The sequence below is a fragment of the Pedobacter nyackensis genome, from assembly GCF_032678475.1.
GTDB lineage: Bacteria > Bacteroidota > Bacteroidia > Sphingobacteriales > Sphingobacteriaceae > Pedobacter > Pedobacter nyackensis_A.
On record NZ_JAVTSF010000006.1, the window covers coordinates 365,301 to 387,371 of the forward strand.

General features: G+C 40.7%; 13 protein-coding genes. 3 read left to right on the forward strand and 10 right to left on the reverse strand.

Features of this window, described 5'->3' with window-relative positions:
• Positions 1 to 758: 758 nt before the first annotated feature.
• Both R2Q84_RS19550 and R2Q84_RS19555 read left to right on the forward strand, forming a co-directional pair.
• Complete coding sequence (locus tag R2Q84_RS19550; protein ID WP_316818283.1) at positions 759 to 1,430, forward strand: DUF6266 family protein; 672 nt, start codon at positions 759 to 761, stop codon at positions 1,428 to 1,430.
• Between the two features lies 1 nt (position 1,431).
• Positions 1,432 to 2,073: a DUF6266 family protein gene (locus R2Q84_RS19555; RefSeq protein WP_316818284.1), complete on the forward strand. Its 642-nt coding sequence runs from the start codon at positions 1,432 to 1,434 to the stop codon at positions 2,071 to 2,073.
• An 80-nt stretch (positions 2,074 to 2,153) separates the two neighbouring features.
• Here R2Q84_RS19555 and R2Q84_RS19560 read toward each other — a convergent pair whose 3' ends face one another.
• The 9 genes from R2Q84_RS19560 to R2Q84_RS19600 all read right to left on the reverse strand — a co-directional run bounded on the left by R2Q84_RS19560 (position 2,154) and on the right by R2Q84_RS19600 (position 19,560).
• Positions 2,154 to 4,415: a GH92 family glycosyl hydrolase gene (locus R2Q84_RS19560; protein WP_316818285.1), complete on the reverse strand. Its 2,262-nt coding sequence runs from the start codon at positions 4,413 to 4,415 to the stop codon at positions 2,154 to 2,156.
• 100 nt (positions 4,416 to 4,515) lie between these two features.
• A complete protein-coding gene (locus R2Q84_RS19565; protein WP_316818286.1) occupies positions 4,516 to 6,855 on the reverse strand; it encodes a glycoside hydrolase family 95 protein in 2,340 nt (779 codons plus the stop codon).
• 43 nt (positions 6,856 to 6,898) lie between these two features.
• Positions 6,899 to 9,268, reverse strand: a complete 2,370-nt coding sequence (locus tag R2Q84_RS19570; RefSeq protein WP_316818287.1) for a discoidin domain-containing protein — start codon at positions 9,266 to 9,268, stop codon at positions 6,899 to 6,901.
• 98 nt (positions 9,269 to 9,366) lie between these two features.
• On the reverse strand, positions 9,367 to 10,575 hold the full coding sequence (locus R2Q84_RS19575) for a DUF4998 domain-containing protein (protein WP_316818288.1): 1,209 nt from the start codon (positions 10,573 to 10,575) through the stop codon (positions 9,367 to 9,369).
• A gap of 30 nt (positions 10,576 to 10,605) precedes the next feature.
• Complete coding sequence (locus tag R2Q84_RS19580; RefSeq protein WP_316818289.1) at positions 10,606 to 11,787, reverse strand: DUF5000 domain-containing lipoprotein; 1,182 nt, start codon at positions 11,785 to 11,787, stop codon at positions 10,606 to 10,608.
• A 47-nt stretch (positions 11,788 to 11,834) separates the two neighbouring features.
• Positions 11,835 to 13,748, reverse strand: coding sequence for a RagB/SusD family nutrient uptake outer membrane protein (locus R2Q84_RS19585; protein WP_316818290.1), 1,914 nt, complete (start codon positions 13,746 to 13,748; stop codon positions 11,835 to 11,837).
• A gap of 19 nt (positions 13,749 to 13,767) precedes the next feature.
• Positions 13,768 to 16,914: a TonB-dependent receptor gene (locus tag R2Q84_RS19590; RefSeq protein WP_316818291.1), complete on the reverse strand. Its 3,147-nt coding sequence runs from the start codon at positions 16,912 to 16,914 to the stop codon at positions 13,768 to 13,770.
• A 406-nt stretch (positions 16,915 to 17,320) separates the two neighbouring features.
• Positions 17,321 to 18,205: an AraC family transcriptional regulator gene (locus R2Q84_RS19595; RefSeq protein ID WP_316818292.1), complete on the reverse strand. Its 885-nt coding sequence runs from the start codon at positions 18,203 to 18,205 to the stop codon at positions 17,321 to 17,323.
• Positions 18,206 to 18,408: 203 nt separating this feature from the next.
• Complete coding sequence (locus tag R2Q84_RS19600; protein WP_316818293.1) at positions 18,409 to 19,560, reverse strand: TlpA disulfide reductase family protein; 1,152 nt, start codon at positions 19,558 to 19,560, stop codon at positions 18,409 to 18,411.
• Between the two features lie 137 nt (positions 19,561 to 19,697).
• Between R2Q84_RS19600 and R2Q84_RS19605 the strand changes: the two genes are divergently transcribed.
• A complete protein-coding gene (locus R2Q84_RS19605) occupies positions 19,698 to 20,156 on the forward strand; it encodes an LEA type 2 family protein (RefSeq protein WP_316818294.1) in 459 nt (152 codons plus the stop codon).
• Positions 20,157 to 20,160: 4 nt separating this feature from the next.
• Here the strand turns inward: R2Q84_RS19605 and R2Q84_RS19610 are convergent, their stop codons facing one another.
• Positions 20,161 to 22,068 carry a TlpA disulfide reductase family protein gene (locus R2Q84_RS19610; RefSeq protein ID WP_316818295.1) on the reverse strand — a complete coding sequence of 636 codons (1,908 nt, stop codon included), beginning with the start codon at positions 22,066 to 22,068 and terminating at the stop codon, positions 20,161 to 20,163.
• Positions 22,069 to 22,071: the final 3 nt, after the last annotated feature.

The following is a 22,071-nucleotide window of genomic DNA, read 5'->3' on the forward strand; positions in this document are numbered from 1 at the left end:
CTATAGTAGCCGATATTCGAAATATAATGTAGTGCCTTTATTTTGTCTTGAACATTTAATCCTCTATTAATAACAAGATCCAAATGTTGCTCGGCGGTGAGTGCCGGTTTAGAAAAATCCATATAAAAAAAAGTCCCTAGAAGTGTGCATATTCAGAGGCCTCTAGGGAATGGTTAATACAAATCTAAATAAATTAAAAATATTAAAAAAATATTTTATAGAATATAGAAATAATGTTATTGGTTTAAGGGCTGAAACTTACTTTTTCTTGTCTTATCACAACTCCAAAGAGCTTGTCGGGTGTTTATTTTTGTATGAACCCAATATTACCTAACCAAACCTACCAGACAGTAATATATCTTATTCATTATTTAAACATGTTTCCTTAAATATAAAATAAATAACTATTAATTTCTTTAAATAGGATTTTATCTCATCTGTAAACTAACCTTGGTAGATCGGATTTCCTTCGTAATAGTTAAGTAATAACTAAGTAATAAATTAAGAATAAATAAAGGGTTGCTTTACCCTTCCTTTACCCCTCCTTTACCCTTGCTTTACCCTTTCTTTACCCCTAAGGTAAAAGAACCCTAAAGAAAGGGTAAAGCAAGGGTAAAGAAAAAGTCTCTTTATTCTTTATTTATCCTTTAGTCACACCAAAGTCATCATAAATGCAAACCATTGATTTTAAAATACTTAAACTTTATTTTAGATAATAGATTAGCAATGAAGCTAATTATCTAACCAAATATTAATTAATGGGAATTTTATCAAACGGCCTGCACGGCCCATTTATAGGGCGAGTAGGCAATACTGTTTATTACATGCTGGGCACGAAAAATGTATCCAGACAAGTTGGTGTAAGCACAAAACCTCGTTCAGAAAAACAACTCCGAAACCAATTGCTGACCAAAGCATGTAGTTCGTTTTTTTGTGACGTAAGGGATTTTATAGACACCGGTTTCAGCATTGAAGCCAGAGCTGCTGAAGACAATGCATACAATCAGGCAGTAAAGCATAACAAAAAAAGTCTACTTAAAGGGGATTTTCCGAATCTGGAATTCAACTTCGGGCAGATCTTGTTAAGCAAAGGAGATTTAAAACCAGCAGAAAATCTGGCAGTTAGCGAAACCCCGATGGGATTACAATTTACCTGGAAAACTGATCCAAAGATGGCCTGGCCTGATGCGGCCGATCAGGTGATGCTACTCGCTTATTTTCCTGATGAAAATCGGACTGAATATGAAATATTCGGAAACACCAGAATTTCCGGAATGGCGGATCTGGAAATACCACCCAGCTTAAAAGGTACATATATGGAAACCTATTTCTCCTTTATCTCTGCCGACAGGAAACGGGTATCTGACAGCGTATATACGGGGGCTTTTAATAAGCCTGTGGTAACGAACGATGAATTAACTACTTTGTAATATGGGGATTTTAAAATCAGGGATCCTTGGTCCCATGCTCAACAAAACCGGAACTGCCGTTGGCCGGATGCACAGAAATATCAACGTAATTTCTGCAATTCCCCGCAAAAAAAAGAATAAACCCGCTACAACCGCGCAATTGGAAGTGCAGGACAAGCTGGGTATGCTTAGTAATTTTTTAAGCCATATTGACCATCTGATTAAACCGGGTTTTAAGAAATATTCGAAAGGAAAAGATCCTGTAAATGTAGCTTGTTCCTATAATTACGATCATGCTTTTGTGAGCGATGAAACAGGACTGAAACTGAATTATCCTAAACTGATGTACAGCAGGGGCTATATTCTGGAACCAGAGAGTCCGGGTATAATGGCTTTACCCAATCAGATCGAATTTAACTGGCTTCCGCAACGACAATCCAAATATTGCCAGTATACGGATATGGCTACGGTGATGGTTTACAATCCGGGTAAAGGAGACTTTATCTCTATGTCTGAAGCAACCGATCGTTATGCGCAAGGTTATGTGCTTAACATCCCCCCTAATTTTGCCGGCGATACTGTTCATTGCTATATGAGCTTTGCTTCAAATGACGGGAAGCTGCAGGGAAATAGCACTTACCTTGGTGAGCTGGTGTGTATTTGACCTGATATCCTCTAAAGGCTCATTTAGTCATGACCAAACACAGCCGCTTTTGATAAAAAAAGCGGCTGTTAGTCTAACCTTTATGGATTAATCCCCCAATTTTTATTCGCCTTTGCCCCCATTTCAAGCTCCAGTTTCCCACCATTAACAATCTGTTTATGGTCGAACCATGGTTGAGTAAGTGCTATGCCATTAATTTTTGCTGATTGAATATACTTATTGGTTTCCGATGCTCCTTTTGCCACTATAATAAATTCCTGTCCACCGTTAAGTTTGATTACAGCTTTTTCAAAAAAAGGTGTTCCAATTGTATAAGTTGGATTCCCGGGAGTAACCGGATAGAATCCCAGTTGAGATAATACAACAAATGAAGAAAGACCTCCACCATCTTCGTCACCAGGGATTCCCATAAGATCATTTCTAAACCATTGACCGATTAAGCTTCTAACCCTTTTTTGAGTTTTCCAGGGTTGCCCGGCAAAATTGTATAAATATGGGATATGTAAAGAAGGCTCATTTGCCATTGAATACTGTCCGACATTTCCTGTATGATCTGGAAGCTGGGAATAGAATGCGAATTTTGCTGTTCCCAGAGAGGCATTAAACATCTCGTCTAAATAACCAACAAATTGTTTACTACCGCCCATCAGTTGTATCAAATCTTTAATATTATGTTGAACATCCCAACGATAAATCCATGCATTATTCTCACCATAGTATTCCCTTGCCCCTAATCCGCCGGAAAAAATATAATCAAAGGGTTCTATAAATTTACCCGAGGCGTCTTTAGGATGGAAAAATTTAGTTTTTTCATTAAACAGGTTACGGTAATTTAACGCTTGTTTTGAAAAAAGCTCATAGTCTTTATGGTAACCAAGTATCCCTGCAATCTTCGACAGACACCACAGATCATAGGAGGTTCCTAAGGTTACAGCCACGGGTTGCCTTTTTTCAAAGGAATGGACTTCAGGAATGGTTTCTTTTTCTCCTGGATGTAATGCAGGAATATAACCATTTTCATTAAAAAACTCCTCCAATTTTCCCCCGTGTTTAGCAGACCACGGCGCTAATGTTTTTTCCGTTAAAGCGCCTTTCGCAGCTTTGTATGCCTTTTCCAAGTCAAAACCACGTATTCCTTTTTCATAGGCATCCAGAATAGAAGCTACCCCATGATTTGAATTCATTCTTCTGCTATCCCCGGTTATCTCCGGAAAAGTAGGAAGCCAGTACTCCTTCATTTGTTCTGCCATGCTAACAAAGGAATTCAATATGTACGACTCCTTTTTCGGATCAATGAGAGCGTTCAGCGGATGGTGTGCACGATAGGAATCCCAAATCCAATCATCTGTAAAAAAAGGCTTTCCATTATCATCATGAATATTACCATCGAATGCACTAAAGTACCTTCCATCTTCCGAAATATTAACAGGCCGTTCAAATGTCCTGTAAAGTGAGGTATAGAATATATGTTTTTCATTTTCTGTACCGCCTTCAACTTTGATTTTCCCTAAAGCATCATTCCAGATTTCTTTACCCCGGCCGATCACACTTTCTACATCAAAATTCTTTATTTCACGTCTAAGATTAGCCCTGGCCTGCTCTTCGCTAATAAATGAAATTCCGTACCTGACTTTTATATCCGACTGATTTTTGTTGAAACTCAATAGCAAACAAGCATCTTCGCCTTTCACGCTATTAACAGAAGATAACTTCCCACCTTTAAAGCCTTGAATAGCGATGGGCTTCACATTGGGTTCGGCATAAATGTATACTTTGGTATTATTGCCAATTTCCTGACTTCCCGACAGTCCATTTCCATTCCATTGCAACTGTCCGTTTCTTGAATTGAATAAGAGTGACTTCGACGCAGTGCCGTTAAACTTAAAACCATAGATTGCAGATTGATGTGATACACCGAAGTCAACCGATATATCATTTTCGTCCAGATAAACACGATAAGAAAATGGCGTAACCTTTTCGCGATCATAAGTATAATCCACAACCGGGGCCTCAATTTTGAGGTCTCCCTGCACTGGGCTAAGATTAAATGCAGAGCTACCCCGATGGCTTGTTACGACGATGGGCAACCCGTGAATCTTATCCGACGTGAAATCGGATCGTTCCGGATAAACCCGCAGCAAACTATTGGGAAGATGTACCGTAGGGTAAGTAGGAACAAGCAGGTGACTAATATTCCCCATATAAGGATTTACATATGCTACTGGTGAGAATTTAGCAGGTTGCTTTTGAGCAAAACAGGCCAGGGAAGAGCTAATAATACCGCCAATGCAAACAAGTGATAGATAATAACCTAATTTGGAAAAGCACTTTTTTAATAACATTTTTTATAATTTAATTTCAATGAACAAACGTTTATCGCTTGTTATTTTGTTTGAACAAAAAGTCTGGGTCAACGGGCCATGGAGAAGCATGAAACAAAAATTAGCTTTTCGATGGATTTTTAAGCGTGGTATATGAGCTGTACGCACCGTTAAGCCTTATCTTAATTTTTTCCGGCTTAGCAGAACGTATGGAATATTTGATAATTTTACCATCTTTCCACTTCATATCCACGGTATAATTACCTCTCGCTTTGAGTCCCCTCACTTCACCATTTTTCCAGGCATCAGGCAAAGCTGGTAATAAATCAACGCAGCCATCGTGGCTTTGCAAGAGCATTTCCGCGATACCCGCTGTGGCACCAAAATTACCATCAATTTGAAATGGTGGATGTGCTGAAAATAAATTCGGATAAACCCCTCCTCCACCGCCCATATTATTCGGGTCAGCGACTGGCTTTAACATTTCCCTGATTAACTTGAATGCCCTGTTGCCATCATGTAGTCTTGCCCAAAACAGCATCTTGTAAGCAATAGACCAGCTTGTGCTTTTATCACCACGTATATTAAGTGTTTTTTTTGCTGCTTCAGCAAGTTCCGGTGTCGATAAAGGCGTAATTAAAGGAGCTGGATAAACGCCATACAAATGAGATATGTGACGGTGGGTCGGCTCGGTCTCCCTATAATCTTCCAGCCATTCCTGTATGCGCCCATCTTTACTGATCACTCCAGCCGGAGGCACCAACTTCAGCATGCTCTCCAGTTCCTTTCTAAATACTGCATCAACTTTCAATTGTTTTGATGCCGCAATCACATTACTAAAAAGTTCCCTTACAATTTGGTTATCAATGGTCGGCCCCATGCAGATACTTGCAATCTTGCCATTAGCCATATAAAAAGAATTCTCCGGAGAAACCGATGGTGAAGTCACCATCCATCCTGTTTTGGGATCTTTAACCAATACGCTTTTATAAAATTCTGCCGAGCCTTTCAATACCGGATAAATACTTTTGAGATAACCCAGGTCATTCGTAAAAGCATAATGATCCCATAAATTGCTGCATAGCCACCCTGATCCTGCATTTGATGCCCCCCACGAAGCGTTCTCACCGGGCTCTGTAAATCCCCATACATTGGTAATCACATGTGCAATCCAACCCTCCGCATTATAATATGCTTTGGCAGTTTTCTTTCCCGGTTCAACGAGGCTTTTTACCAACTCCGCAAGTGGCAGGTTCAGTTCAGAAAGATTGACCACTTCAAGGGGCCAATGATTCATCTGCACGTTTACATCCAGATGGTAATCGCCATTCCATGGCGTATTGATTTCCTGGGCCCACAGTCCCTGCAAGTTTGGTGGCAACAATCCCACCCTTGTACTACTGATACTCAAGTATCTTCCATATTGAAAAAACAAGGAAGCTAGTGACGGGTCCTTATCAAAATTGCCGTAAAAATTGGCTATCCGATGATCTGTTGGCAAATCTGCTGCCGGGCCTTCGCCAAGATCGAGGTAAACTCGTTTGAAGAGCTTGCCGAATGCCGTTATATGCCTGCGTTTTTGTAGGTCATAACTTTTTTTCATTGCTGAAGCCAAAAATTGACCTGTCTTATCTTCGAAAGCAAAACCCTTGAAATCAGTTCCCGCAGAAATATAAATCAACACCTCTGTCGCATCTTCAATTACCAGGTTATTATTTTCGGGACGAATAGTTCCATCTTTCAATTTTGCCTGCACCCTTGCTAAATAGCGCATCCCCTTACCATCAGTACCATTGTTGAGCTGACCGGACATCTGCAGTTCGTTGCCCACTGTTTTAACACTATAGCGTTCAGGTCTGTTCATAGAAATCTGGCAATTAAGTCGCCCGGGTTTATCTGCTGTTAGCCTGATCACATTAACGTCATCATCAAAACTTGTAAAGTACTCTCTTTTATAATTTACACCGTTACGGGTAAACGTACAGTTTGCAGTCGCCTGATCTAATAACAGTTCGCGACGATATTGACTATCCTCTTGCTTTCCTGGCTGCCCCCCTTTGTAAGTAAAATCAATTTCCAATGCGCCCATCGTTTGAAATTTTCCCCACCGCTCGCCTGCCGACCCCTCTCCTTTACAAACAAAATTGCTGTTTACCAGTGCCTGAGCTTCATCATTTTTACCCTGCAAAATTAATTCTCTGATAGCAGGAAGGCTTTTATAGGCCTCATAATTGTTAGCATCCTGTGGACTTCCAGACCACAAAGTGATATCGTTGAGCACAATTCTCTCTTTTAAAACACCGCCATCTGGCGTCATTCCCAACCTGCCATTGCCCAGCGGCAATGTGGCCTCCCAAATTTCCGCTGGTTTATTATACCACAATTTTAAGGGCTTTTGCTGGGCAAATACACTCGAAAAAGTGAAATAGCAAAAACAAAATCCAGTTAACAGTCTCTTCATTATATATGTTGTTTCGAATCTTTAGTTATTCTTATGATTGAGATTAATCTCCGTAAACTTTAAATTCATAAATAGCCGCAATCGTCTTATCCTTTGCAGGCAAAAGTGTGAGCCGCACCCACCTGGCTTTCGCATTCCCTTGATCTGCAAAACACGGAATTGATATTTTTGTATTATTGGTTTTGTCTGCAAAAACGGACCACTTTACGTTGTCAGTTGAATACTCAATTTTGTATTGTACGCCTTTATCTACGAAATCCGTAAAGGTTTCACATCTTTTGATTTTCTTTACCGAACCAAGATCCACTACCAGGTTCTGTTCTGTACCATCAGCTTTCGGGCTCCATTTGGAAAGGCTATTGCCATCAAATGCACCGATCAGACTATGGCCTACCGGATCAATTGGAGAAGTAGCAGGCATCCATGCCGACAGCAATTGACCTGAAGCCGGTGTATAGTTTAGCACGAGGTTATCGAACCCGGCAAAATTAAAGCCTGAAACATAACCTGCGGCACCAATTGAATAGGTATCGTCCTGTACATCAACAACTAGCTGTCCATCTATATAGCCTTTAATATTGTTTCCTTTTCCAGTCAGCTTAAGTTTATGCCATTTACTGGCATCTACATTTCCACTGGCAAGTGTATTTTTCTTTGTCTGAAGTTTCCAGGTACCGTCTTTATAGATATTAAAACGATAACCGAACGGAATATTTGATTGATTGACTTTATCATAGGCGCCTCTCAAAATTAATCCGGCATAGCCAACTCCATTAAATGCATCATTTTCAACAAAAACATCGGAAGAAATTTCCCCCTGCTCCCATTCTGTGTTTTGCGCAACAAAAGTATAGGCACACTCATCTGGAATCCAATGGGTGATGTCATTTACGAGCAACTGTCTTAAGTATTTATTATTTCCTTCAGATTGAGCAAGCTCAAAAGCACCTGAATTGTCGTAAAAGTATTTAGGAGAAAGGGGTGCTCGTTCTAAAGAGTAATTATCAAAATTATCACTGTATTTTGTTGGGAAAGCTTTCTCTTTAGGGATACTGTGTGTACCCTTTTGCTGTCCTGTTGTAGTCGTAATCGTGTAAATACTCTCCGGATCAACAGATAACGTAATTTCCCCGTTGACTACAGCAATATCTTCCTGTTGCTGAAACTGGCTTTTGCTGTCCGACTTCCATACATGGAGCTTGTTCTTAGGAAGATCCGCAATATTGAATGTTAATTTTTGAGCTTCGGAACCACTTACCACCACAATGCTATAGTCATTGCTACCATCCATATTTTTATAGGTACAATAGGCGCCGTCACCACTTAATTCACCGCAGCCACTGTCTAAGTATTTCCATCCGGGTTTGGCAAACTGGTTAAAATGTGCTACTGCCCAAATGGTTGGCCACACCTCATAATACCCTGACCATGGCGTAGTCCCCTTCATAATTCCAACATTTGAAAAGCAGGAAATATCAGGCATGGAAGCTATCGGGCACCACATGTTCACTTTCACAATTTTCCATTTGATATAACACTTTAAAATGTTCTTTGCCAGATATGTCGTGTTTCTCCATGATGCTCCAGGCAATGAAAAATCTTCACCCGACCATAATGGCAATTCTGTTAAAACAGAGTTGGGATTTGGTTCCTCTCCTCTATATCCCCACATATAGGAATCAGGATAGTGGTAACTGATCGATGAAATCGTATTCCTAAATACAGAATCCTTAACCAGCAAATCACTGATTTCCCAGGCTTTACCTGCACCTTCCGGTGCGTTTATTTTAACATCTTTAAAACCGTTTCGATCAAGTGTTGGTCTTAAAACGTTGACAATCCAGTCCCTGTTATAATCACGTTCGTTCCAGCAACCAGAAATGTACTTCATCTTAAGCCCCCAATGTTTTGCGCCTTCTATAAACTTCACCAGATAGTCAGCATTGTCTTGCGACCAGATGCCTTTAAACCATCCGGGCATGCTCCATTCCAGCGCATCGAGTTCGATATTCGCATTTCTATTTGCGGCTTCACGCATTAACCAGTACTCGAATCCCCTATTGTAATGAGGCTTTTGCATTTCTTCCCTTGTTCTCGCAAAACTTGGTTCCGAGCCGCAGGTAGTATTGCCGTCCCCACCAATTTCGGTCTTAAGGTAAGTAAAGCCAGCGCCAAAGTTTGGTTTGAAGAGGTAATCTAATATATCGCTTCTCGATTTATCTGCGTAATCAATCAGTAACCTCGAGGAAGAGCCTGCACTAACGGCACCTACCCCATCAAAAAGTCGTCCGGTACCATTTCCGTCGATCTTAATCATTTTAGATGTTGTAACATTACTTTGTCCAAACGTTGCTTGAACCGCAAGAGCTAAGCAAAGTGTTGTCATCGTATTTTTAATCATAGTTGATTTCATTATATTTTACCAGTTTGAATTTCGTGTAAATTTCCAGAGCAAAATTGGTTTCTTTTGCTCTGGATTGTATTATCGTCGTACGTGCTTAAAAATTGATATTATTCGGTTATTCGATCACTTGTCCAGAAACTAAGCTCTCCCATGGTGATAAATGAGCCATTGCCCCAGGTTTCCAGCACTTTTATCCGAATGTATCTAACCTTGGGTGTTCCTGCAGGAAATTTAAATTCTTCTCCAGCCTTTGCATAGTCGATATCTCCTGCTGTCGTTTCGCCAAGAGGCAACCCTGAAGGTTTTACAGACTGACAATCAACGAGTTTCTCCCAACCCGTCCAGGATCCGTCGGAAGCAGGATTATTGCTGCCCCATATTTCGAATTTTTTCACACTCTCGGCCCTGTAAATTCTGTCCGAAGCCTGCCAGGTTTTAAACCTGCTGATGGAAACCGATTCTCCCATATCAAAAGTAAACCATTGCGGTATCCCATTGGTGGTGGCAAAACCCGGCGTGCCGTAATCTTCGTTCCAAAGGTAAGACATCAGCCAGCCCCAGGCATCCCTTGCGTCTGTTGGCAGCACATATTGACTGAATTTTGATTTGCTGAGCTGCCGCTCAAATAAAGGGAGTGCTACTTCGGTGTATCCTATAGAGAATTCATCAATTGCATGAGGTTCCGGAAGATATATTGACCGGTAGGTAAGCTTAGTATCGCTTCTATATCCTGTTACTTCAGTTTTCATTGTTCCAACGGGAACAATCATAGTTTGCGTGGCCCCTGCTTCATCCGTGTATTTTAATTCTATAGACTTCTCCCCGTCAGCTGCTTCGTTCCAATCTATAAAAACTTTACTTCCATCCTGAGCATAACTAATCGCTTTAATCGTACGGTTAGTCAGCGCCTTCAGGTAATTATCACCATATGCCATCCCGGTTGCTTTTTTAACGATCGATTTAGCGTTATCGCTGGTGTAAGTATACACATCAAAGGAATAGGTACCCTGACTAAGGTTATCGATCAACAGCTCCACAACATCGTTACCGGTTGTTTTTACTACATTTCCTACCACCGAATCTGCATGGTTATTCCAAAAAGCTTTAACCTTAGTTACCAGTGGATCATTTCCCAAATGAATCTGCAACTGAATCCTGCTGTTGCCGCCATTGGCAGCAACACTATCTGCCTTACCGGGATAGTAAATCTCTCCGTCTTTGGTAATTTCTTTATAATCATCTTCCTTTGTACAGGAGCTGATACATGCGCCCGTAACTACAAGAAAAAAGCAGGCCAAATATTTTATCGTTTTCATAATTTCTTCTGTTACTTATAATTACACTGATTATTGCTGTGGATTTCCCCACATGGCCAACTCTGTAAAATTCACATAAACACCATCAGACCAGTTTTTTAATGTCTTGAACCGGATATATCTGACTGCAGGTGCATCAATTGGAAAAGTAACGGTTTCACCAAGAAGGGCTGCCTCATTATCCGCATTGGAATTTTGTCCGGCCGGTAAGCCTGACGGCTTAATCTGTTCATGAGTAGCTAACAATACCCAATTTGTAAAACTTCCATCCGGACTTGGATTATTTGAACCCCATATTTCAACCTTTCTTGGATTATGAAGTGCATAAAACCACCCTGGCCTCATGAACCAGGCCAAACGGCTCAACTTTGCGGTTTGCCCCATATCGAAAGTAAACCACTGTGGCATGGTAACGGGATCAATCGTATGATAAGCAGTAGTGTTACTCACATCACCATCAAAAAGATATTTTACTTCATTTCCAGGATAATTTTTCGCATCGGTACCGTGAATGTTCGATTCTACCATTTTTGTCCTGTCCAGCCTCGTTTCATAAAGTGGTGTTAGGGTTACATAGGTGGTATCTGATAAATTTCCCCAACGATCTCTCACCAACAGTCCGAACCTGGTTTCTACCGCAGGAAGATCCCTTGCGCCAAAACTTCCTGTTTTAGACTTCGTATTCAGCGTCCTGACTGGCACGAAATTGCCCAGTTTATCATTTGTTAAGATCACGATAGCTAAATCGGATTCTGTTTCATTCTGATAGGCTACGTCCAGCCCACCAAAAGCGGCATTAGCTACAAGCTGATCCTGAACAAGTTCAAAAGGAGGTGTTTTTGGGTGTACTTTTACAATTAAGGGGGCAGATTCATTCTCACTCTTATCCACTGCATATAGTTTTGCTTCGTAAACGTCAGTGTCTCCGAAACCTTCTAAGGTCACATTATCCAGGTACCTGGTAACTTTTGTTTCACGAACTACTCCTTGCTTGCTGGTATATTCAGCCCTTACATACAATAAATCCTTATCATTTGGCAGACTGTAAGTTATTTTTGCGGCCCCGTTTAAGTTTTCAACCTGTGCATTACTAAGCTGACCGGGAGCCTGATGATCGTTTTTATCAATTGTTCCTGTTTCGGTTTCCTTGCAGGATTCACTCGTTCCTACGAATAACAATCCCGCACATAACACATATATTAATCGTTTCATTTTCGTTCTTTTTCGATGATTAAGTATTAAATTTTCTGTGGTCATTACTACCAGCCGCTATTTTGAACCAGGTTAGGATTTACGGTTATACTATTGTCTTTTATAGGCCAGAAATAATCTCTGGGACTGTTAAAGCTTTGATTGAACAACAACACCCTTCGGTTGTAATCCGAATAGTTAGACCGGATCACATCCCAGCCATAAATAGGTTGATTTAATAATTCTCCCGCTTTTTTCCAGCGTCTTAAATCCCAGAAACGACTGCCCTCAAAGGCCATTTCAATTAAACGTTCCTGCTGTATAATATCTCGCAAACCATTCTTATCTGCGTATTTACCAGGATTTTTTGAAAAGTTCGTCCATGAGCTTTCAACAGATTTAAGCCCTGCGCGGTCCCTGATCAGGTTGATGTACTCCAATGCAAGTGGTTTGTTATCTGTTTCATTTAGTGCCTCAGCATAAAGCAAATAAAGATCCCCCAATCGCATTACCGGCCAGGGGTAGCGCTCTACGGTTATGTTTGTTGCACTTGCCACCATTTCCCAGTTTACCAGTTTCTTGGTGTAATAGCCTGTTACAGAATATATGCGGCTTTGTTTCTTTCCTGAATATTGTCCTGATTTACTTTGAATGTTAAAATTTCCATTTTTCATAAACCATGTAGAACCATCAAATGCCATATCCGCATAAAAACGGGGCTCTCTATCGAAATGTAGTCCTACAGACTGGTAACCATTTTGTATACCGACATCAGCTGCAGTACTCGTTCTAAGCTGGAACCTATTCGCATAGTCCCAGGTTTTATCTTCCGTGATGGGCACGCCATTTTCAGTATAAAACAACTCGGCCATTTTTAAAGTCGGCGCAAGCTGTCCCTTTAAGCCGGAATTGGCAACACTTGATTCTAACTGTGGGCTCGCGTACAATTGCAGAGTCCAGGTATCATTTGGTTTGGTAGTTGTGCCCCAGATCAATTCCGTATTCCACTTTTCACATACAGCATTCCGGATACCCATTTCTATTTTCGTAGCCTCATCCACTGAAGTGGTAGAGGAATTAAAACGGTACAGATCTGCGCCAGCACTTTTTGCAGCAAGAATTGCTTTTTTACATGCTTCGGCTGCCCTTTCCCATTTTTTCTGATCATAGGTGGGATTGAACAGTGTATTTCCATTAGGATTCCTCAAATTACCAAAATCCGGATTCCCGTTAAACAAAGGACTGGCAGCTGTTACCAGTACTCTCGCTTTTATGGCCAGCGCCGTTGGTTTGGTAATTCTTCCCAGTTCCGTACTTAAATTCAGGATCTTTTCCGGCAATCCGACACTTCCCTCTCCAGCTGCTGCCTGATCTAACAGGTTAACGATATAATTTACCACAGAATCTACAGGTTGCCTACTTACTTTTACTTCATCTGGTGAAGCAGAAATTGGCAAATTCTTATCTACAATAGGAATAGGTCCGTACATTCTGAATAAATACCAATGAAAATAGGCTTTCAAAAATTTGGCTTCAGCTACCCAGCGGTCCTTCATATAGGGCTCCAGATCTCTAACCTTATCAATATTTTCAAGAAATATGTTACAGTTCCGGATCCCGTGCCACATAGACCTTCCATCATAGCCATCCCAGTAATTCAGTTCCGGTTCATCTTTATTCTGAAGACCTCTGGCAATGTTATAAGGAGATAAGCTTGAATAGTCCTCGCCGGTAGGCATTGGCCAGTAAATCCATAGCTCATCACCAGTATTCATACCCGCGTTCATTTCCGGATGTCCTTCCCTTGGCAAGCCATCGTAACAAGTGAACAAAAACTTTTCTGCTTCATTTCGATTGGAAAAAGCATGATCTATAGTAGATACATTGTCTGGAACCACATCCAGAAATCCCTTCTTACAGGAGTTGATTATTAGCATCAGCAATACTGCCGAAAAGGTTAAACGAATAGTATATCTTTTCATATCGAATTTCTTATTTGAGTTAGAATTGTACATTTAGTCCGAAATTGAAAACCTTTTGAACAGGATACTTCAGACCATTGCCTCCCATCTCCGGGTCCCACAGGTCGAAACTACTTTTAACGAATAAGTTACTGGCATTACAATAAAGTCTGATTGCCCCTAATCCGATTTTACTTAGTGACTTGCCCGAAAGATTATAACCCAATTCAACAGTTTTTAACCGCAAAAAGGAACCATTACGCATCCACCAGCTGGAAGGCTGGAGGTTATTCCTGTTTAGATTTGGACTTAAGCGCGGCCAAAAGGCATAAAGGTCTCTTTTTTCTTCAGACCAGTGATCTTCAGCTACCGCTTTTAAAAGACCGTGCTGATAGGCCCCGTTTAAAACAAATGGACTGATTTTGTCTGGATCAATCCAGAAGGAAGACCTGGCAGAGCCCTGAAAAAAGCCACTGATGTCGAACTTTTTATAACCGAAGGACAATCCAAATCCATAAATTATTTCTGGAGTTGAAGGCAAACCTAGCGGAACATAATCCAGAGAAGAGATGATCCCGTCTCCGTTTATATCCCGGTATTTAATGTCCCCGCCCATTACCTCACCGAAGCTCTGAACCGGAGAATTTTTCACTTCTTCATCATCCACAAATAGCCTTTCAGCAATTAATCCATAATTCTGGCTAAGAGAATTCCCTACTCTGGATAGGTAAGCTAAATTTGAAGGGTAATTGGGTTCTTCATTGACAATTAATTTACTGGTTGCGTAGGTAAATGTTCCTCTCGCCTGAACCCACATATTCCCAAAATTTTTATTGTAATCTACGGAAAGATCAACGCCCTGACCTTGGGCTTCGCCGACATTTGCCTGTATGCCTGCCGAAAGTCCCATCGTTGTAGGAACATATGTCCTGTTCATTAAAATATTATTCCGGCGTTGTTTATAAACATCTAAAATAATATTCATGCTGTTGAACAGGCTCAAGTCCATACCAAGATTAACCGTTTTAGCTTCTTCCCAGGTAATCAAGTCATTGGAATACCTGGAAATCGACACTCCTTCTTTGCTATAGCTATAAATTGTTCCAAAAGAAGATCCACGCCCTCCATCCTTCAGATTAACATTCGATAAGTAAAAGAAACGATCGTTGGTATTACCAATCTGGTCATTACCAACCAATCCATAAGTCGCCCTGAATTTTAATCTTGAGACTACATTTTTCAACGGGTCAAAAAACTTTTCATTGGATGCATTCCATGCTACCCCAATAGAAGGGAAAAACCCGTAACGGTTATTTTTAGCAAACCGCTCAGAACCGTTCAACCCAAAATTCGCTTCAAGCAGGTACCGGTTATCATAACCATAAGTAAATCTTCCGGATACGCCCTGGTTCCGGAATGGAAGTGAGGACTGGAGATTACCGGCATTGCCAGTAAGATAATTTCGCATTTGGGTAACTAAAAGTGCTCCAACGCTGTGTTTTTCTGAAAAAGTGCGGTTATAGTTAACCGCTGCCTCCAGATAAGATACTGTATTTAAAGTCTTTCCCCCTTCCGAATAATTTAAATACTCCGTTGCATTTTTCTCATTTAACAACTCCAGGTTATATTTGTCGCCTGCAGCAGTGGTTGCGTTTGCCCGGTAATAGAAAGGATTGTATCTTCTGCTTACATCGAAGAAAGAATATCGTTGCGTATAGGCCATTACCCTTGCGGTTAGGCCAGGTGTAAGGAATTTGAAATCCTGCTTAATTTCAAGCTGTACGTTTAATGTGGATGCATTTGATTGCTGGAATCCTGAAACCATTTCGGCATAGGGATTAAAGTACACTGCATCGCCTCTTTCACTAATTTTTGCATTTCCAAATAAGGGATGTTCCACATATGGCAGGTCCGACGCGGAAAAAACAGCAGGGAACTTTACCGGATTTGCTGCTATAGCACCCTGAAATATATTTCCCCCTCCACCTATCGGCCCCTGAAAATCATCAAAGCTTCCAGAGGTCCGTACAATTCCCTCTGTAGTAGGAGTCAGTTTAACATTTACATTTGAACGGACTTCATAGCTTTTCAGTTTAATATTGTTGTCAAATTTATTACCATGTTCAGACTTTAATACGCCGTTATCCAGATTATAAGTACCTGAAATATAATATTGTGCATTTTTCCCGCCACCGCTCATATTCATATTAAATCTTTGATTAAGCGTATAGTCCTTAATTAATAAACCAATCCAGTCGTTATTAGGATAAAGTAGAGGATTCTCGCCAGCAATAGTCCGATCGATCTGGTTCTGCTGGTAAGGCAATTCTCCAAGCCGGTCCCTGGTCAATACCGCTTCGTTTGCCAGTTTCATGTAAGTAATATTATCGGCCAGTTTGAAATTTTGTGTATTCGACGATAGAGAATTCTCAGCACGGACGTTAAACTTGGTTTTTCCGTCGGCACCAGACTTGGTGGTCACCAGCACAACACCGTTAGCACCCCTTGCCCCATAAAGTGAAGATGCCGCGGCATCCTTTAATACAGAAAACCCGGAGATATCATCTGGCTGCAACCTGGCCAGGGCATTTGAAGTAGACTCCATACCATCAATCAGGATCAATGGATCTACTTTTCCACTTCCGAATGTGGTGATTCCGCGGATAAAAAACTGTGCGTTATCCGCCCCCGGCTCTCCGCTTCTCTGATAAGCAACAACTCCCGATAACCTACCAGCTAACATTGTTGTCAGGTTACTTGTCGGCCCTTTCAATTCTTTAGGATTAATGGCAGTAATGGAACTGACCATGCTCTCTTTTTTCTGCTGTCCATAGGCCACGACCACGACTTCATTCAGTTCACTCTTATCTTCAGACAACACAACATCAATCTTTTCGAGTCCATTAATCTCTACTTCCTTTTTCACATAACCTAAAAAAGAGAAAACAAGAATACCCCTACCAGGTGATTTGATGGTATAATTACCATCAAGGTCAGTAGTTGTCCCACTATTGGTGTTTTTCAACTTCACACTAACACCTGGCAATCCCAGTCCATTGGTATCTTTTACCCTTCCTTTGACAGCAAGACTTTTCACTTGTGAAAAAGCATTTTGCATACTGATACCCAGTAAAATAACACAAAACAGGTATTTCACTCTTAAGTAACAAAAGATATTTTCATTCATAATTTATTTAGTTTTAGTTTGGTTTATCCCCTTTTATCGTAGTTCTGTTTCGCTTTATTCAGGCGCTATATTTTATTTTTCTATCATTAGATTTTGCCTGAGTTCCCCATGATACAAGGCATCTGTGCGAAGTGACAAACACCTGGCAAGAGGCAAATTGAATACGATTCTTAAGTTTGATTTTTTAGCATGCATATTGGTTTATTGGTTTATTGGTTTTGGAAACTAAATAACCAATAAACCGCTTACTAAAGAATGGACATAATGACTGATCGGATGTACAATACTCCAATCTGCTACAATAAGAAAGTGCATGGTTTCAGCATATAATCCATGTATTTTAGAATAGTAAACGGCTGTTCACATACGGTTGGTGTTCTTTTAATATGAGCTAAAAAAGAACAGATCAGAATTTCTTTCGTTTCCGGTATTCGACAGGCGACTGTCCCATAAATTTGTGAAATACCCTGGAAAAATAGAACTGGTCCTTATAACCAAGTTGCCAACTCAGTTCCTTGATTTGGATATCTGTAAATGCCAGCTGCTGGCAGGCCTTTTGCATCTTAATGTGGTTAAAATACTCAAGTGGCGGATAACCGGTTTTCTTCTTAAAAAGAGCCGAAAAATGAGAGGGGGACCGATTCAGATCAGTAGCCATTTCACGAAGTGTAATACTTTTACATATATTACCTTGCATATACTGTATGGCCCTGTCAATTTCGTCCCCTTTGATTTCCTCACCTGCAAATAATTTTGGATAACAAAAGCTTGACAAAAAGCTCCATAATTGCATTGTCGCATAATTCAGCTTATCCAGACTGTACCCGGCGGCAAGTGTTTTATAGATGTTATTAAATGTCTCAATCCTTCTCTCGTCATAAAATATCGTTTGTGAAAGAATATTATTGTTTTCTTTTAGATTATGGACCAAATGACTGGATAGCGTTCCTGTAAAATGTATCCAGAAAATAGACCAGGGAGACTCTTCATCCGCACCATAAACATGAGGTTCATCACGTGGAAGGATTAGAAACTGACCTTTGGTGACTTCCACTTTCCCTTCATGCAAGGAAACCCAGCCTTTACCGTCTATACAATAAATCAATATATTTTGTGATATCCCTTTACTTCTTTCCCGATAGTGAAATTTCGCTTTTGGATAAAAACCAATATCTGTTAAATACAATTTTTCCAACAAAACATGGCTTTCACACACTTTTAACACTTTCTTGGGTAGCACGATTACACGTTGAGCATCAAATCCATCTTTTTTTCTAAATTTTTCACGCATTACATTATAATCTAAAGTTTATTGGTTTTGAAAACGAAATAACCAATAAACCACTTACTAAGGAATGGACATTATAACTGATCGAATGTACAATACTCCAATCTGCTGCGACAAGAAAGTACATTCTTTCAGCATATAATGCATGTATTTTAGAATAGGTAGCCATTCACATACAGTTGGTGTTCCTTTATAAATAATAGTAGTTATTTACTGGGATTTGTATTGTCCAGTAATTTCGAAATTTCACGTTCCAGGTCATCTCCACGAAGATTCTTTGCCAGGATCCTGCCATCAGGGCCAACGAGAAAATTGCTTGGGATGGTTTTTACCCGATATAGCTGCGCGACTTCATTCTCTCCCCCTTTAAGATCTGACAGTTGTGTCCAACAGAGACCATCCTCTTTAATTGCCTGCAACCAAGCTGCTCGCTGGCCTGCATTGTCTAAAGAAAGGCCAAGTACCGTAAAGTTTTTATTTTTGTATTTCTCATATACTTTCAGCACGTTAGGATTTTCCTTTCTGCATGGCCCACACCAGGAGGCCCAGAAATCCAGCAGCACATATTTACCCCTAAAATTAGCCAACTGTACCGGATTGCCATTTACATCGTTTTGTGTAAAAGCCGGAGCAGGTTGTCCGAGAGCGAGCATTTTTGCTGAATGAATGTCAGCCTGTATCCTCCTGCCCAAGGGGCTTGCTTTTAAGCGCGCAGAGAATCGGTCAAATTCATTAGCGGCATAAGCAGGATCTTTTTCTATTTTCACCAGGTTTTTATACAAAATAAGGCTATAATAAGCATCGCGGTTATTGTGCATGAAATTTGGATGGATCTTCTGGATCTCATCATCCAGTATTTTCAGCCTGGCATTAAAGCCGGCGGTATATGTGCTATCTTTTTGTTGTTCTGGGGTTCCGGATTTATACGCTGCAACAATTGCATTACCTCGCCCCCTGATCTGCTCTGCCAGGGCTTTACAATTTGCGACATCATTGTTAACAACAGACCCTTTTATCACTGCCCCACTTACAGAGTCGTTTTTTGAGCTTAGATTGGTTGTCCCAGGCTCCAGGTAAAAATCCAGCAGGTCAGAAGGCGTCCGCTTAACTGAAGAACCTGGTCCGGGATAGCGTTTAATTTTAAGATATGCCTGGGCTACTTCTGTAAGGGTACCCTTAAAACTAAAACTACCCGCCTGTATATTTATAGAATCAATTTTGGTGACACCATTTATGGTATAATACAGAAAAGCTTTAGCTGGAACCGGAATAGGCCTAAGCTGGCCTTTCAATGTAAATTTCTCCTGGGTAAAAGCTACCAGCGGGAGCATACACAACGATATTAGAATTCTTCTCATGGTTTATTAAGTATTGGTTTAATAAAAAGGCGACCGGATATCAAAAAAGGGTGAATGAAATTATTTTTATTTTTTTTCACCCTTTTTGCGATTAGCTATGCCTATACTTTATAATCTTATAATCAATTATAAAAAACATGTTCAATCAACTTAAGCTGACACTGGTAAGCTGTGTGCTACTACTAGGTTGCAGTCCATTTAAGACTCCTGAATTCAGAATGCCTGGCAACCTCGATGTTGAGGTGCTCAAATGGGATGGAAACAAACCAACCATTCGGACCAAGGCCACCTGTTACAACCACAACAATTTTGGTTTCACCTTTAAAGGTGGCGAAGCTGTTATTTACCTTGACACCTTGAAGCTGGGCAAAGCACAAATCGACACTTCATTTTTTGTTCCTGCCCATTCAGAATTTAAAGTTCCAACCTATCTCAAGATAGATCTCGCATACCTTTCCGCACACGGCTTGAAGCTGGACAGTACCCTGGTTAGCATTGAAGGAAAATTTAAAGGAAGCGTTGCAGGAATTTCAAAGACATTGAATGTTAAATATAAAGGGCAACATAACATCAATTTAATTATGAAGCCCTTTTAATCATTTATTTATCTAACAATTGTTTAATCAATACATCCATCTCATCGCTCAATCCTGTTGATACCCTCATCAGGATTTTTCCGTTTTGGTCGAGCAGCAACTTTGTGGGATAGCCATTGATTCCGTATGCTCTTACAATATCCGGTTCCCCCGTACCTTCATCATTCCGTACATGTACCCAATTGATGTCATCCTTTTTTATCGCGGCAAGCCAGGCTTGTTTTGCTTTTTCCGGATCCCTGTTCTTTTCGTTCGCCACGGCAACGATTTCCAGACCTTTGGATTTATACTTCGCATATAATTCCTTTAAATGAGGGTGGGTTTGCCGGCAAGGCACACACCAGCTTCCCCAGAAATCCAGCAAAACCAATTTCCCCCGGTAATCGCTCAGCTTTACCGTTTTACCATATTGATCTTTGCGGATAAAATCAATCGCCTCCGTTCCCGTAGGCGTTACCTTCATCCTTACAATTCTTTCTCGTATAGCTGAACCTAAAGTGGTGTTCTTTAACCTTCCAGACAAGGCTTCGTAAGCCACAGCGTAACTATCTGCCGAGTACATACAATCAAGCTGGTTCAATTGAAACAGGCTCATGAAAGAATCCGGATGGGCTGCAATGAAAGCTTGCTTCATTTTTAGTTTTTGTTTATGAAGCGACACACCCCTGGTTGATAACATTTCACGTAATGCAATACTGTCTTTCTCGATGTCCAGTTTGCCAATGTCATTTGCCAATGCCCGTTCGCCTATGTCTGTTTCCAGTATGCTGTTTAATTTTTCAAATTCTTCTTTAAAACCGGCAGCACTCAGGTTTTCTTTTTCCAGGGCCTTCAATGTATAACTATAATTGAGGTCCGACAAAGGCACAATATCTCCTGCATCATCGTTTTTCACATTTGATGGCAATATTTTATCTCTCATTAACGCAGCTTTGTGCTCTGAGTTTAGTATCACCCCATCGGGGCCAATCAAAAAACTGGCGGGGATCAGATTTACATCGTATAATACTGCGGCCTGGTTTTGGGCCTTACCTAAATCTGCAACCTGCAGCCATGGTACCTTATCTTCTTGGATGGCTTTTAGCCAGGCTGCTTTGTCCTTATCTAATGAAATTGCAAGTATTACAAATTTTCCTGTAGCATTTAAAGCATCATAAAGTGCCTTCAATTTAGGTTGCAGGGCACGGCAGGGTTTACACCAGCTGGCCCAGAAATCAAGTAATACATATTTCCCTCTGAAATCGGAAAGCCGTATTAAACGCCCGTTCTGATCGGGCAGCGCAAAATCGGGTGCAGGTTTGCCCGCGCGGATGGACAGCGAAGTTTTTATAGCATGCCCCAGTTCCTTTCCTGCTTTTGTTTGTTTCAGTGCTTCTGATAATTCAGGATAACTCTCGATAACCAGGTTATCTCTTCCGCCTATTTCTACCATCCAGTCTAAACTTACCCTTGATGCAGGGTGCCTGCGCACAAATCCGGACATGAGTATTGGTTCCTCAACTGTACCCAAGCCTTTTATACTTTTTATCAGCTTCTGCTTTTCCTGGTTATCCAGATTTAGCGGTGTTCCCCATACTTTGGCTTTAGCCAGGGCATTTTCCCCTTCAACCTGTATACTCCCGGCCTCCAGATATACAGACTGTGAATCTACATCTCCTGCTTCATTGAGTTTTCCCCCATGGCCAAGCACGAGCGTACACTGTAGCGGTTCTTTTATCACACCTGAAAATGTAAATGTCCCACCCTTTACCCGGCAGGAATCTATTACCATCATATTATCAACCTGATAAATCAGATAGGCTTTTGCCTTCGGTGAGATATGATCAAACCTGGCTTTAATCAGATATTTATGTTGCTGACAAAACCCTGTGAAGGGTAATGCCAGCAAAAAACATAAAACTACTTTTTTCATACT